12 protein-coding genes are annotated in these 15,332 nt (G+C 37.2%); 6 read left to right on the top strand and 6 right to left on the bottom strand.

The features are described 5' to 3' along the window. Positions 1-3 precede the first annotated feature (3 nt). Complete coding sequence (locus AC2CGN_RS02215; protein WP_484511841.1) at positions 4-2,391, top strand: FtsX-like permease family protein; 2,388 nt, start codon at positions 4-6, stop codon at positions 2,389-2,391. 56 nt (positions 2,392-2,447) lie between these two features. Here AC2CGN_RS02215 and AC2CGN_RS02210 read toward each other — a convergent pair whose 3' ends face one another. The 3 genes from AC2CGN_RS02210 to AC2CGN_RS02200 all read right to left on the bottom strand — a co-directional run bounded on the left by AC2CGN_RS02210 (position 2,448) and on the right by AC2CGN_RS02200 (position 5,521). Beyond that, complete coding sequence (locus tag AC2CGN_RS02210) at positions 2,448-3,554, bottom strand: DUF4179 domain-containing protein (RefSeq protein WP_484511839.1); 1,107 nt, start codon at positions 3,552-3,554, stop codon at positions 2,448-2,450. Beyond that, entirely contained in the window at positions 3,551-4,117 is a 567-nt protein-coding gene (locus AC2CGN_RS02205; protein ID WP_286924223.1) for a sigma-70 family RNA polymerase sigma factor, read from the bottom strand. Before AC2CGN_RS02205 ends, AC2CGN_RS02210 begins: the two co-directional genes overlap by 4 nt. A 951-nt stretch (positions 4,118-5,068) precedes the next feature. Beyond that, complete coding sequence (locus tag AC2CGN_RS02200; protein WP_484511836.1) at positions 5,069-5,521, bottom strand: 2-thiouracil desulfurase family protein; 453 nt, start codon at positions 5,519-5,521, stop codon at positions 5,069-5,071. Positions 5,522-5,707: 186 nt separating this feature from the next. Between AC2CGN_RS02200 and AC2CGN_RS02195 the strand changes: the two genes are divergently transcribed. After that, complete coding sequence (locus AC2CGN_RS02195) at positions 5,708-6,193, top strand: NUDIX hydrolase (RefSeq protein ID WP_484511835.1); 486 nt, start codon at positions 5,708-5,710, stop codon at positions 6,191-6,193. Between the two features lie 359 nt (positions 6,194-6,552). Here the strand turns inward: AC2CGN_RS02195 and AC2CGN_RS02190 are convergent, their stop codons facing one another. Then, positions 6,553-7,755, bottom strand: coding sequence for a YbfB/YjiJ family MFS transporter (locus tag AC2CGN_RS02190; protein WP_484511833.1), 1,203 nt, complete (start codon positions 7,753-7,755; stop codon positions 6,553-6,555). A 115-nt stretch (positions 7,756-7,870) separates the two neighbouring features. Between AC2CGN_RS02190 and AC2CGN_RS02185 the strand changes: the two genes are divergently transcribed. Next, positions 7,871-8,767, top strand: a complete 897-nt coding sequence (locus tag AC2CGN_RS02185) for a LysR family transcriptional regulator (RefSeq protein WP_484511831.1) — start codon at positions 7,871-7,873, stop codon at positions 8,765-8,767. 21 nt (positions 8,768-8,788) lie between these two features. On the opposite strand, the gene AC2CGN_RS02180 is transcribed toward AC2CGN_RS02185, so the two are convergent. Next, complete coding sequence (locus AC2CGN_RS02180) at positions 8,789-9,040, bottom strand: hypothetical protein (RefSeq protein WP_484511829.1); 252 nt, start codon at positions 9,038-9,040, stop codon at positions 8,789-8,791. A 251-nt stretch (positions 9,041-9,291) separates the two neighbouring features. On the opposite strand from AC2CGN_RS02180, the gene guaD reads away from it, so the two are divergent. The 3 genes from guaD to solA all read left to right on the top strand — a co-directional run bounded on the left by guaD (position 9,292) and on the right by solA (position 13,295). Beyond that, positions 9,292-10,659, top strand: a complete 1,368-nt coding sequence (gene guaD, locus AC2CGN_RS02175; protein WP_484511827.1) for a guanine deaminase — start codon at positions 9,292-9,294, stop codon at positions 10,657-10,659. A 54-nt stretch (positions 10,660-10,713) separates the two neighbouring features. Continuing rightward, positions 10,714-12,060, top strand: a complete 1,347-nt coding sequence (locus AC2CGN_RS02170) for a uracil-xanthine permease family protein (protein ID WP_484511825.1) — start codon at positions 10,714-10,716, stop codon at positions 12,058-12,060. Positions 12,061-12,173: 113 nt separating this feature from the next. Beyond that, complete coding sequence (solA, locus tag AC2CGN_RS02165) at positions 12,174-13,295, top strand: N-methyl-L-tryptophan oxidase (protein ID WP_484511823.1); 1,122 nt, start codon at positions 12,174-12,176, stop codon at positions 13,293-13,295. A 53-nt stretch (positions 13,296-13,348) separates the two neighbouring features. On the opposite strand, the gene AC2CGN_RS02160 is transcribed toward solA, so the two are convergent. Continuing rightward, entirely contained in the window at positions 13,349-15,325 is a 1,977-nt protein-coding gene (locus tag AC2CGN_RS02160; protein WP_484511821.1) for a hydantoinase B/oxoprolinase family protein, read from the bottom strand. Positions 15,326-15,332 lie beyond the last annotated feature (7 nt).

The following is a 15,332-nucleotide window of genomic DNA, read 5'->3' as shown; positions in this document are numbered from 1 at the left end:
AACATGCACGCAATACTTACTCTTTGCTTTGCACATATTAAGAAAAGGAAAATCCAAAATGTACTATTAGCAATTATAATTATGCTATCCACCCTTTTATTAGCTACCTCTGTAACGATTTTGATGAATACAAACAATATTTTTGAAAAAACACATCATGATTCAAATGGGGCGCACCAAATTTTAACGATGGGCAAGGATATTCATAATCCAAACACTGTCAACAATTGGTGGCAAGGGCAACAAGGGGTTTCTGCCTCGAATCTCATTCCTTATAGAAATTTATCTGGCTTCACAGCGAATGGTGTAGAAACGCCAAATCTCTACTTATTCATGATGAATACACCCAAAACGCCCTTTGTTGTTGATCGATTACTATTTTCGGAGGGAGAAAATCAGGACTATCCTACTGAAGGAACGATTTGGATTCCCACATCGATGGCTACTACATCGAATATTTCACTTGGAGATACTATTGAATTTAACACCGGCGAAAGAGCTTTTTCATTAAGCGTTTCTGGTATAGTTGTAGATTTGCCATATGGTGGACCCTTTACAGGGAATGCTCGTATTTGGATGAACGACTCTGACTTCCATAAACAATTTGATACGATGATAGGGTCTGAACAGTATATGATGGCTCTTCGCTTTGATGATTATCAGCAAAGTGCAAACTATTGGATAGAATTCGAAAAATTTTTAAAAGGCCCCTACCTTGAATCAAAAAAGACATACGAGAGTATCGCTGCGTTTTATTTAATTATTAATAAAATTATCGGCTTTATTATGATCGCTTTTGGTGTAGCAATGTTATTCATTTCATTGTTTATTGTTGGTTTTAGTATTTCTGATGCCATTTTAACGAACTATAAAACGATTGGTGTTATTAAATCTCTTGGACTCACTTCTCGGAAAATTAGTGCGACCTATGTTTTACAATTCGGTTTATTATCAGTGTTCTCAATTATTCTTGGTCTTATTGCCAGTACAATCCTTTCCAGAGTGATCATAGAAAGCTCTTTATCGTATTTAAAGGCCGGAAAGCATTTAACGATTATTCAAGATTTTAGAATCACTATGCTACTTGCTGTCATAATCCTTGTCATTGTTATCCTTACTGCATTCATTTACTCAAATAAAGCACGTCACGTTGAACCCGTACAGGCAATTAAATACGGTATGTCTGAAATTGCAAACAGTAAGTTGAATCGGCGTTTAAACAACTCTAATCGTCTTTCTAATTTAGGTCATTTGCCGATTCAACTTCAAATTAGCATTAAAAACATCACTAAAAATATGAAAAGTTCCATTCTTATTATTGTTCTTACAGCTATTACTTCTGCAATTTTAGTGTTTAGTGCAGTCATTTATAATAGCTTTATTTCCAACATCAAACAAAACACACCAGCATTGGGCTACGATTCATCACATGTTGTCGTAGAGGTTTCAAATGATGCAACATTTTCAAAACAACAGTTTGAACAATTTTTACGCTCAGACGACCGTATTAAAAATCACGCTTGGCTAGATCAATTTACAGGGGTTCTCCCTAATGGAACAAATCAGCCGTTAAATATTAATGTTGATACTATTGAAGGTAGTTTTGAAGATGTTGGATACGGGACAATTTCTGGCCGTAATCCTGTAAATAAAAATGAAATAGCGATTGGCATTAATGTAGCGAAGGCTTTACACAAAAATCTAGGGGATACTGTGGAAGTCTATATCGAAGGCAAACAGCATCATTTGATTGTAACTGGTATTTATCAATCGATCGCCAATATGTCTAATACAGCGAGAATTACCGCTGATGTGATCAAAGTTTATAATGCTACCTATTCTGCTTCAGAACAAAGTATGATCAATTTGGTAGATGAGACATTATCAGCTCAAATCGTTGATGATTTAAACAATAAATTTAAAAGCTCTGTTTCAGCTGTCACACAACAAACATTATTAGATGCTGTCTATAAAGAAGTGATCGCTGTTTTAATCATCCCATTATCTATTATAGGAATCTTATTTATTGCTGTAACATTCATCATTATTTTTAGTGTTTCTAGAATAAACGTAAGAAAAGAAAGCGGAACTTATGGAATTTTTAAATCTATTGGTATGACCTCAAATACTATTCGATGGTCGATTACATCTGGAATTCTATTACTTTCATCACTAGGGGCTATGTTTGGAATTTTTATCGGTGTAAAAGTAATTCCCGTAGCTTTACAAAGTATTGTTTTAGAATATGGCTTACTAGAATTACCTCTTTTGATAAATTGGCCAATAACCATCGGATTATCCTTCTTAAGTGTTGTGGCAGCCTGTCTTGGTTGCTGGGTATCCACAAAAATCATTGCCAAAACATCACCTCGAATTCTACTCGTTGACTAAAAAACTGCCCTTACTCTATAAAAGAGCGAGGGCAGTTTCATCCTTTCATATCTTACCTATTCTTTCAATTCAATAACAATCGGTTCAAGATTTATTTCTTTAAAGTCCTTTATCTCTACAGTGCTATTTCTCACAACAGTTTCTCCAAAAGCATTCTTTTCCTCTATTGGTTCATCATCATTTACAGATGACTTCATGAGCCGGACATGTGGCATAATCTTCAGTGTAGTTGCCCTTTCGTCAACTTTTCCAAACGTCTTACCTGTACGAATATCATGTGGATAACCGCGACCCCCATGATTCAAGCCATCATAGTTATTCCCCATATCATCTGTCATTGTAAAGTCTAGGTCAATATTATCCCAATAATCTAAAATATGCTGATCTAATTGTTGCCTTACATATACAATGGTGGACATCGGTGTATGGGTGATTTGTCTAATTGTCACGTTGATACCATCAAGAGACGAAGATTTATTCACTATTTGCGTATACTTTGAGGTTGCCTCTACAGAAAAGGCAAAACGCCAGTGACCATTAATAATTGTATTTGATTTTTCCATCAATATTTTATCAATATTCCATACTAAGTATGCTGTATCCCCAACATTTGTTCCGAAATTCCCAACTGTTAACAAACCAACATAATTGTAATCGTCTACTCTTTTTATTTCTGAGCCCCAAGCCATGCCATCTGCATCCTTTAAAGATGAAGATGTATCATGAATTCTTAGTTGGTCACCTAATTTCTTTTTACTCTTGAGAGAATAGGTTATAAAAATTGTTTCACCATCGTAAAGGGCATCATTAATGGTAATCTCCACACCCTTGCTCACCTCAGATAAATCTATAGCTGTTGAAAATTCTTTATAATTTTCATAAAGAAAAGATCTATCTCCGTCTATAAATTGAAAGATGTTTTTCACAATAGGAATGCTCCCTGCTTGAGCTGGAAAAGTATATCCTAATATCGTCCCAGATAGTCCTATGAAAAGAAACGCTACAGCAATTTGCCGCCATCGTCTCACTCCTTTTTTCTTTTTCTTTAAGCTTTGCTTCAATCGTTTTTTTACCTGTGCTTTTTCAAAATCACTAACATCAAGTTCGATAAATTCCTTCTTATCTAACTGCACGTCATTGAAAAATTTATAAATTCCCTTCATGTCGGATTACCCCCAAGCTTTAATTCAATTGCTTGCTGCTGTAATTTCTTCTTGCCTCGATATATGCGATTATCAACAGCTGCACCTGTCAAACCAACTTGCATTGCAATATCCTTTGTGTTCATACCAATGAAAAATTTCATGATAAATATTTTTCGATCTATAGCATCGAGTGTGTTAATTAATTTTACTAATTCTTCTTGATTTTCAAGCTGAATGATCACTTCCTCAACTGAAGGGTCGATTAGTAAGTCTGGGTGCTCAGAGGATACTTCTCTATTCTTTACTGCTCTTCGGTAATAATCGAATGCTTTAAACTTAGCGATGACACATAGCCATTTTCGAAAATCATCAGTACCTCCTTTAAACTGTTCAATATTGTCCCAAATACTTAAAAAGACATCATTGATACATTCATCAACTATGTAATCCTGTTGCAATGGTGCAAGCACCTTATAAATAACACCTTTCACAAGCGATAAGTACTGATCCACGACATATTCTAGGGCATCCTCTTTCTGTCGTTTTAATCGCTTGATGAAATTTTTCTCATTCGATTTCATGGCACCAATTCCTCTCAACTTCTTGTTTAGGCCTCTTTATCCTATACAACGAACATATCAAGCATTTTCTCTCAAAAAAAAGAATTCCTTTATACGCAAGGAATTCCATAGTGTTGAAAAACTAAATAGTCAAGGGATTCTATGTGAATATTTAGCCAAAATAAAGGTGATTTCCGTTCCAGGCTACTCGCTTTCCTGTGGGCGAGCGACGAGCCGCTTCCTCCGCTGACGCTCCGTGCAGGGTCTCGTCTGTCCCGCTATCCCACGGGAGTCGAGTAGCCTTGCACTCCAATCAGCAATAGTGTAGAACTTTAAATATTTTCTTCCTTCAAAAGTAAAGTAAAAGCATATTACTCACCATTATTAAATGGATAGAATAGTAGTAAAATTCTATAGCTGTCAACCTACATTTTGTCCATAAAACTACTTTATAACTAAACATAGAGCTACTTATTACTGTCGCACTGCTTTCGAATAGAAAAATGTAATCAGCTTCTTTTTTGCGAAAAAAAGTGATAGTTAAGACTTCAATTTATCACTATACATTTATGTGAAATGCCAATGAAAATACTATGAGCAATGGTTGAATGGAGTGTAGAATGAGTGACTCCTTGGGGATCACAGCGTCACAGATGAGACCCTGGAGCGAGCAGATTAGGGGAACAAAGGCTAAAATCGTCACGTCCTGTGACAACGCCTTCGTGACCAACCTCCTGTTGCCCCAAGCGGCTCATCGGACGCCTTCAGGAAGCTCTGCCCGAAAGCGAAGCGTCAGCGGCAAATGTTTTCTGTAGCGAAAGCAAAGCGACAGCTACAAAGCACTCAGTCGGAACGGAGATCAACCCCTCGTTTTGAAAAAGGGCTATACTTTTTGATTTGTCACCTTGATTTCCTTGACATAATAGTATTTCAACAACATGAAATTCCTTTATACGCAAGGAATTCACTTTATTATTCTGTAAAAAATTCTTCTTCTGAAAAAACCACTATATGATTTCTTCTTAGTAATGCGGTTGTAACACCTACACCGATTCTCTTTGTAGCATTGAAATGACCATTATAAATCATTGCACTGCCACAGGATGGACTATACTCTTTTAAGATAACCTTCGTCGTGCCAAGTTCAAGCGCTTTATGTAAAGTTGCATAGGCACCCTTTAGATACAGCTCCGTTACATCACGGCCCGATTTTTCCACTACAATCGCTTTTCCATCAAGAACGTCTTCCCCATCTCCGCCAACTATTTCAGCGGGCTCACGAGGAGTAGTAAAGCCACCCATCAATTCAGGGCACACAGTTATAGCCTTATTTTCTAATACAAGCTGTTGTATTCTTTCATCTAAACAATCTGTCCCATTATAGCGTACCTTTAATCCTGCTAAGCAAGCACTTATTACTATCACAACGTTTCCTCATTTCCACAGTATCAACACAGCTTCTTTTAAATATCACGTTAAATTTTTGAATCTTTGTTACAATATTTTTATCCCTATACGGACTGGTAAGACACATTTATTATAACTTCCAATTGACACAACTGCTATAGTAGACTTAAGACCTCTATGGCATATTTTTAAGGAGGAAAGAACTTGGTTGAATATACAATTTGTTTTCTTAAGCAGGGAGACAAAATATTATTACTGAATAGAGAGAAGCCACAATGGATGGGCGCTTGGAATGGTGTCGGTGGAAAAATTGAGCAAGGTGAAACGCCAATGGTCAGTGCATTACGTGAAATTAAGGAAGAAACCGGCATTGCCTTGCAAGACATTACATACAAAGGAAAAATAACATGGACTGATGGAAATATTAACTTTGGTTGCATGTATGCATTCATTGCAGAACTACCAGAATCCTACCCATATGTGACACCTATTAAGGTCGCAGAAGGTATTCTTGATTGGAAAGACCTATCTTGGATTTTGCACCCTCAAAATGTAGGAATAGCAGATTTAAAATATTATTTACCGAAGATGCTTGATGAATCAATCAACTACGAATATATTGTTACCTATAAAGATAGTACATTCATTGATATGACCAGTACCCCGTTAAATCAAGCATTTACTGTCTAAATCTAAAAAGACCTCGTAAACGTGATAGTAGCGTTTACGAGACTTAGATAATTATTTTTTTGGCTACGCAAATCCCATTCTGCACATCGATCAATTTATTCTGTAAAGCTTTCTGCAAATTGATTCCAACATTTCACCACCTGTAGAGATAGGAGTCTTCTGTTTCTGCCGCTGCCACTCCGTTTACGCGCATAACACATCTGCCGCTGCCACTCCGTTTACGCGCATAAAACATCTACCGCTATGCTTTCGATAAAAAAACATTTGTAGCTGTCGCTTCGCTTTCGCTACAGAAAACATTTGCTGAATGAAGATAAAACATTCAAGCCTGAAATCCACTTGGAATTTCAGGCTTTTCTTTAGGAATTCGATTGTGTTTTAATGGTCAATACATTTTCTGATGTAGCCTGCTGCTTCATTGTTAACCATCGTCCACATAGCATGACGAGCAAGGCAAGAAATACTATACCACCTGCAAATACTAGTGCTGCCTTATAGCTACTATAAACTTCCACTAGCTGTCCTGCGATAATTGGTCCAATAATTTGCCCAAATGCATAAAACGTTGTTAATAAAGACACAACGGGGCCACTTTGAGTTGGGAAAAGCTGACGAGCATAGGAAGTTGTCAGCGTCACAATCCCTACAAATGTTAAGCCAAATAAAAATGAAGACAATAAAACGCTCCATACAGTTTGTGAAAATACTGGTAGCAGGATGCCTAACACTTGTAATATGTATGCCACAAACAGGATTTTTATTGCAGAAAATTTTTCTAACAACACAGTCCAAACTGGTGCTGAGGGTATGGCTGCTACCCCAACGATAACCCAGCTATAGGAAGAATATGCTTGGAGTGAAGGAATATTATGAATAATATCGACTAAAAATGTCCCTGTGATGATATAACCTAAGCCCTCTAGACCATATGACACGATTAACCACGGCATAAAGCCCTTTGTCATTTTTGTATCGGAGGATTTTTCAGCCTTCTTGCTATCTTGTACATCTAATCCTCTCCAAAGAATGTACGTCATGCCTAAAAACAGCGCTGATAAAATTCCTAAACCTATCCATGTACCTTGCCATGCAAAATGTCCCTCAAGAACGGGTACGAATAAGCCGGAGATTGCAATTCCTAAGCCTATCCCACTAAATAAATAGCCTGACCACCGTGAAAGTGAGCGCTTTGCTAAGTAATCCATAATAATGCTTGATGTTAAAACAAAAATAAGACCGCCTGTAATGCCTGCAATCAAACGAAGCACAATCCAAACACTATATATTCCAATAATGCCCATTAGAACAACGGAAAGGACATTTAAGACAACATTTAACAATAAAAAGTTCTTCCTATTACGATGGATAAATCCCGCCCATAATGCACCAATGAAATAGCCAATATAATTACTTGATGCTAAAAATCCTGCTACTTCAAAAGAAAATCCGACATCATGCCGCATAAATGGCAAAATTGGTGTAAAGGCAAATCGGCTAATGCCCATTGCCACTACGAGCAATAGTACCCCTCCAAATAAAATTCCGATGTGCTGTCGGTTCATCTCGTCCCCTCCCCTAAAACTTTATAGTAATTAAAAGGATACAGAGTGCAAATTAATAAATCTAATATATAATTTATATAAAAGGATAAATAATTTTTATATAAGGAGAAATTTCATGAATTTACATGCTCTTAGACTCTTCACAAAAGTAGCCGAGCTTAAAAGTGTATCGAAGGCAGCACAAGCATTAATGATTAGTCAGCCTGCTGTTACTATACAAATTCGGAATTTAGAAAAAGATTTAGAATTAACCTTGTTGGAATCTAAGGGAAGAGGAATCACGTTAACACAAAATGGGGAATTTTTATTTAAACAGGCACAGCGACTATTTGATTTAGAATTGGATATTGAAAATAAGTTAGAGCAATTAAAAAATACTGGGAATGAAGAATTACAAATTGCTTCTACCCATGTGCCATCCCATTTTTTATTACCAAAATGGTTAGCTAACTATAAGCAAGCCTTCCCGAATTCTTATATCCATATAAAAACCGCGAACTCCCAGCAGGTTATTGAAGAATTGCTTCACTATAAAGCGGATTTAGCCTTTATCGTAAAAGAGGATGGTCATCATCCAGATATTAATTATAAATTTCTGATCAATTTGGATTATTGGTTTATCGTGCCTTATGGACACCCAATGGCAGATCAAACTGTGACATTAGCAGAATTAATGCAACAGCCCTTTGTTTCTAGAGAAGACGGCAGCTCAACAAAGGAATTTTTAAATGCACTATGCAAGGTTCATAAAATTCCGCCTCCAAGAGTAGGTCTGCAACTTGATGGCATTAATGAATCGATCCATGCCATTGCAGCTGGCTACGGTACAATGCTAGCACCGTCCATAGCTGCTTCAAGCTTTATTCAAAGGCAACAAGTAGCCAGAGTCTTTATAAAAGATATTGATATTCAAAGACCCATCTATCTTTGTACACGAAAAAACGAACAAAATATCTCTGCGGCCTTTCATTTGTTTATGGATATTATTAACGACTCTATTAATCGTATTTGAGATTTTATTCTCAAATACGATTCATTTATTAAGATGAAGCTGTTTCTGAAACAAAAATACAATAAATCGGATAATTAATACATAGATAAATGCTTCTATAAAACTTATTGCTAAGACAAGGACGTAACGACCAAAATCTTCAAATTCTTTAAAATAATACTTTTGTATTTGCCAGTCAAAAAATAATGACTGATAACTTATTCCTAAAAAAATCGGAATGAACAAAAGCCAATAAAATAGTGATAATTTAAAACTATGCCCTTTGACCAACATATAAATCCTCCTCCTTGACATTCATTAAGCCTTGTTTTCCTTTTTAAAAGAAACTTTTACATCATTAATTGTATACCATTGAATTATGACTAGTTCTCTAATTTTACCTAAATGCCTGTCAAAGCTGTAAAAAAATAGCTAAAGTCATTCTAGTAACAATATTTAATATTCGTTTTTTTATAGACTAAACAATTTAAATGACCTATAATAGTCCAAGTAATTATCAATAAACGAACATTAGGGTGGTTTTTATGTCAAAATATACGCAAATTTTTAAAGGGACAGCTTTTTCAAGTAAGTCTTCTAGTGAAGTACAAATTTTAAAAGAATATCTATTCTTTATAAATGAAGAAGGTATGATTGAAAAAACTGTTGCTCCCGATCATGTCGACTATCAAAATCTCCTTACTACATATCAAGGTAAAGAAAATTTCCATTCCTTAGGGGAAGGTCAATACTTCTTACCTGGCTTTGTCGATTTGCATGTACATGCTCCCCAATGGGCTCAGGCGGGTACTGCATTAGATATTCCACTTTATGATTGGCTAAACACATACACCTTTCCTATCGAATCCAGATTTTCTGATTTAGCATTTGCACAAGAGGTTTATGAAGATTTAGTTAGCACGTTACTTGCAAATGGTACAACTACCTCTCTCTATTTTGCTACTGTTCATAAGGAAGCAAGCTTACTATTAGCAAAAATCTGTGCGAAAAAAGGACAACGAGGCTTAGTTGGTAAAGTTGTTATGGATGATCCTGAGCAAAATCCAGACTACTACCGTGATTTAGATACCCAAACAGCATTAAAGGATACAGAAGAGTTTATTTTAGCTGTGAAAGATCTAGCAAAAACGACAAAACAGGGTGTTTATCCAGTCGTTACACCACGTTTTATTCCAAGCTGTACGGACGATGCCTTAAAGGGCTTGGGTGAATTAGCTGCTAAATATGATACGCATATTCAATCACACTGTAGTGAAAGCGACTGGGAGCATGGCTATGTGAAGGAACGATTTAAGAAAAATGACGCCTTTGCCTTACATGATTTTGGTTTATTAGGCGCTAAATCTGTGATGGCACATTGTAATTTTTTAAGCAATGATGACGCACAGCTATTTGCTGAAACTGGCACTGCAATTGGTCATTGTCCTATCTCCAATGCTTATTTTGCAAATAGTGTTATTCCTATTGCACGCTTCCATTCAATGGGTGTGGATATAGGGGTAGGCTCAGATCTTTCAGGCGGTTTTTCTCCAAGTTTGTTTGATAATGCAAGACAAGCTGTTATGTCATCTAGAATGCTAGAAGACGGCGTTGATACTTCACTTCCTGCCGAAAAACGAGGCGTAGCAAATTCACGTATTACGATAAATGAAGCATTTTATTTAGCAACAGCTGGTGGTGGCGAAAGCTTAAGCTTACCAGTCGGTCGACTACAGGAGAACTATACATGGGATGTACAAATCATCGATACAAAAGTACCAGCAGCCAAACTACCTATTTTTGAAAACAACGAAGATTTACAGGATATCTTCCAAAAAATCATGTATCTTGTACGTCCCGAAAATATCCGTGAGGTGTGGGTACAAGGAAATAAAGTTCACACAAGAGCATAACTCGCGACTCTGTCATTTAACAGTATAAATTTATATTTAGAGGTGGACATCTTAGTGGAAACGCAACATAATCAATTAAACGAAAAAAGAAAAACACAATTAACTGTTTTACCTGATGAAAAAGTGTCATACAGTCAATCAGCCTTACTAGGTTTACAGCACGTCATGGCTATGGATGTCTATGTAGTTCCTTTTCTAATTGCGATGTTAATTGGGTTACAGTCAGGACAAGCAAGTGCATTAATTCAATCTACCTTTATCGCAGCAGGGATTGCTACGATTATCCAAACTCATTTTTGCATGAAGCTACCTATTGCGCAAGGTCCATCCTATGTCCCTCTTGGAGCCATCGTTGGGATTTATGCAGCAAGTGGCAGCGGACAGCTTGGCTGGAACACTATCCTAGGAGCTAGCTTAATCGGTGCCATTTTCGTTATTATTTTAGGCTATACTGGGATTTTCAATAAAATCGTTAAAACCTTTATCCCTCCAATTGTTGGAGGAACGATTATCTTTGTTGTTGGTCTTTCTTTAATGCCTGTTGGTTTAAGTGATAATATCTTTAATGGTGCAGGTGCGTCGATTAACCAAAACATCAATTTAGCGCTTATCTCAGCTGCAGTCTTAATCATTTGTGTAATGTTAGGCTCAATTTTCAATAAAAAAGGACGAATCTTTCGTATCGCCTCAGTTATCATTGCTTTAATTGTGGGTTGTATTGCAGCCAATGTAATGGGTGTCTTAGATTTATCAGCCGTATCACAAGCTAAATGGTTTAGTATGCCACAAATTCCTTTTGCAGATTTCGGCTTCACCTTTAATTTTTCAGCCATTATAACAATGGTGATTATTTATATCGTCTTACTGGCAGAGACAACAGGTACTTGGTTTGCCGTGAGTAATGTTATCGATAAACCATTGACAGATAAACAAATTAATCGAGGAGTTATTGGGGAGGGAATTGGATGTTTCGTGGCTTCATTGCTTGGTTCAACTCCTGTTACTGGATACTCAACAAATGCAGGTGTTATTTCCATTACAGGTATAGCAAGTCGTCGAGTATTTATTGCCGCTGGTGCTTGGTTTATCTTATTTGGTTTCTCTGGTAAATTAGCTGCTCTAATTTCTGCAATTCCTTCAGCAGTAATTGGCGGTATCTTTGTAATCGTCTGTGGTATTATCGCAATTAGTGGTTTACAGGTAATGAAAAATGAAAGTATTGGTGAAAAGGAAATGTATGTAATTGCTATTCCTGTCATTTTAACATTAGCATTAACGTTACTCCCAGATGATTTCCTCTATTCTTTACCAACAACCGTACAATATCTACTGGGCTCACCGATTGCAACAGCAGCTATCGTAGCCATTTCATTAAATAAAATATTGCCTACAGTGAAATAAGAAATGAAGCACAATTCTTCTTGAAGAGTTGTGCTTTTTCCTATAAAATTTTCGAAAATTTCTGTCTTCCTATCTATTATTTTGTTATACTAGAGCAAAAAAGTAGGGATTATATGATATATGATGTGATAATCATTGGGGCTGGCTCAATGGGTATGGCAACGGGCTATTATTTAGCAAAGGCAGGAAAAAATGTTCTGATGCTTGATGCCCTTAATCCTCCACATGAAGAAGGTAGCCATCATGGAGAAACAAGAATTATTCGCTTTGCCTATGGTGAGGGGGCTAGTTATGTACCTTTTGTCAAAAGAGCAGGTGAATTATGGAGGGAATTAGAAACTTTATCAACTGAATCCCTATTTCTACAAACTGGGGTTGTGAATGTCGGAGAGCCAAGTCATTCTTTTATTAAAAATGTAAAAGCTAGTGCCGAGCTTTATGACTTAGCACTAGAACAATATTCTGCTGATACAGCTATGAAAAAATGGCCAGGATTATTTGTCCCCGAAAACTTTGTTGCTTGCTATGAGCCAACTGCTGGTGTTCTTCGTGTAGAGGCCTGCATTCATGCCTATAAAAAATTAGCAATGGAGGCAGGAGCAGCATTACATACGAATGAAAAAGTACAGTCTATTCAAGCGGGAAGCATTGTAAAGGTACAAACCGAAAATAATATTTACGAGTCGAAGCAGTTGATTGTCACTGCTGGTGCTTGGATCACAGAGCTATTACAAACAATGGGCATTCCTATCCCTGTTACACCTACTAGAAAAACCTTTGCTTGGTTTGAAGCAGATGAACAGCTCTATGGTGAAAATGTATTTCCAGCCTATTGTTTTGAATTGGAAGATTCCACATACTATGGATTTCCAAGCATTGATGGTGTTGGACTAAAGCTTGGTCGCCATGATGGTGGCGAGGTAATCAATCCAAATGATCCACTTCGTCCGTTTGACGAACAGGACTCAATTGACTTACTTAACTTTATTCAGCAATTTATGCCACAGCACGGGGCGTTAAATTATGGAAAAACGTGCAAGTATTCAATGACACCAGATGAAGACTTTATTATCGACTTTTTACCTGAGCATCAAAACATTATCGTAGCAGCGGGCTTTTCTGGGCATGGCTTTAAATTCAGCAGTGCAGTTGGTGAAGTACTCACAGAGTTAATACTAAATGGACAAAGCAAGCAGGATTTATCCCTTTTTAAGATAGATCGTTTTAATAAGTAAACTTATTTATATAAATGCACTAGAGAGTAGCCTAAACTACTCTCTATAGTTGTTTACCAAAAGGCTAAAGAGCGTTTCTTCATTGACTCTCTGTATTGCTCTGTTGAAATTGGTAATGCTTTATTTGTTTGATAATCCATCACAACGCCATATCTTCGGATAACATCCATTTGATTAATTTCTCCATTATTATACATCTGCTCCACTAGAAGAGGATTTGTCTCTAGCCATCTATGACGATTTTGGCGAATATAGTCGCGTTCTTTTAATGTGGCAGCTATATCTACTTCAAACGCATCGATATCACGATCAATTTCATGGATCACAACTCCATAATCAAGCTTCGCACGCTCAATTGAAACATATTCATCAATAACATCCTCTAATACAGCATTTATATCTCGTGCTAACGGGTCCCCTAAGCCTCCTCCACCAGCCGAAGGACGAGTAAAGGAGTCTCCTTTTTTCAGTTCGATATTGGAAAAAATTGTACCTAAAAATAATTCATTTTTTTTACCTGGGTTTAAAATAGCTCCCTGTGCGATAGAGGGTAAGCCGCCCATAATTCCCCATGTAATAGAGCGTGAGCGATCACAGCAATAGGACATCACGGTTTGGTTAACATTTGTTAAAATGCCTCCCTTCTCGACACCACAACCACCACGGTACTTACCTGGACCTGCAGAATCTATTATAATTTCATGCTTTGTTGTAATAACTGGTGACAATCGCTCTTGCCCCTCACATGGCTGTACACTTAGCCCTACTCCAAACACTGGTGAGGTTGTATTGGCACCATCACGATCAATACGCCCACCATGCCCGCCAGCCATCCAGTCATACCACATAAAATATTCACTACTATCCTGACGCTGATCATACCCACCTATTAATAAATACTCTAAATTAAATGAACATGCGATAGCGCGTTCAGGCATAATGTTTGACCATAATTCGAAGCAAGCATTCATAATTTTCTCAAACGCTCCAGAACAATAGCCAGAGACGGCAACGGGGCTAGGAGCATTAACGACAGAGTTTTCAGGAAGATAAATTTTCACAACCCGATAGAATCCTGAATTTAGGGGGATATCCGGGAAGAATGTTTTAGTGCCTGCATAAGTACCAGAAAGGGCTGAGCCAAATCCCGCATTTAAAAAGCAGCTTATATAAGGATGAGAGTTACTTAAATCATACGCTATTTCCCTCTCAGTAATGGTCATTTTTACATGGATTGGGATAAGGCCATCTCCTACTTGTGGGTCCATGTCAATATAGTCCACCGTTTCCCATTGGCCTTTGGGTAAAGCTTTTATTTTCGCCTTCATTAATCGTTCAACATAATTTTGCACCTCTCCAAAGGCCACTAGCACTGTATCTATACCGTACTTTTCAATCATTTCCTTGAGCTGCTTCTCCCCAACTTTTGCTGCTTCCACCTGAGAACGTAAATCGCCTATCCGCTCCTCTGGTATCCGCATATTCATGACAATGATTTTTACAACATCTGCTAAATATTGACCTTTACTATATATGCGTACAGGTGGAATCCGCAATCCTTCTCCGTAATGCTCCCTTGCAGTAATATCAAAGGAACCTGGATTAGAGCCACCGACATCTGCCCAGTGTCCATTCGTTTGCATAAGGGCAATTAATTTTTCATCATGAAATACTGGTAAAATGACACGAACATCGCTAAAATGTGTGCCACCACGATAAGGATCATTCACTAGAAATACATCGCCAGGATGAATATCATCAGAGAAATCCTCTAAGATAGCTTTTGCGGTTAAATGTAATGTCCCGACATGTACTGAAATATCTTGGGTTCCCTGCATTACTGTATTTCCCTGTGCATCACATAATGCACAGCTGAAGTCTCGATTATAGATAACAAACGAATAACATGTACGCAGCATTTGTTCAGCCATTTGATCAACTAAGTTCACAAAACCGTTTTTCAACACTTCAAATGTTACTGGGTCTAAATTTTGGACCCTATGAGGTGTCTCTAAATTCGTTGTACTCATCACTCAA

Source organism: Lysinibacillus sp. DFXJR4, assembly GCF_057196045.1.
Note: the sequence above shows the minus strand (reverse complement) of the source record. Positions and strands in the feature narration are given on the sequence as shown.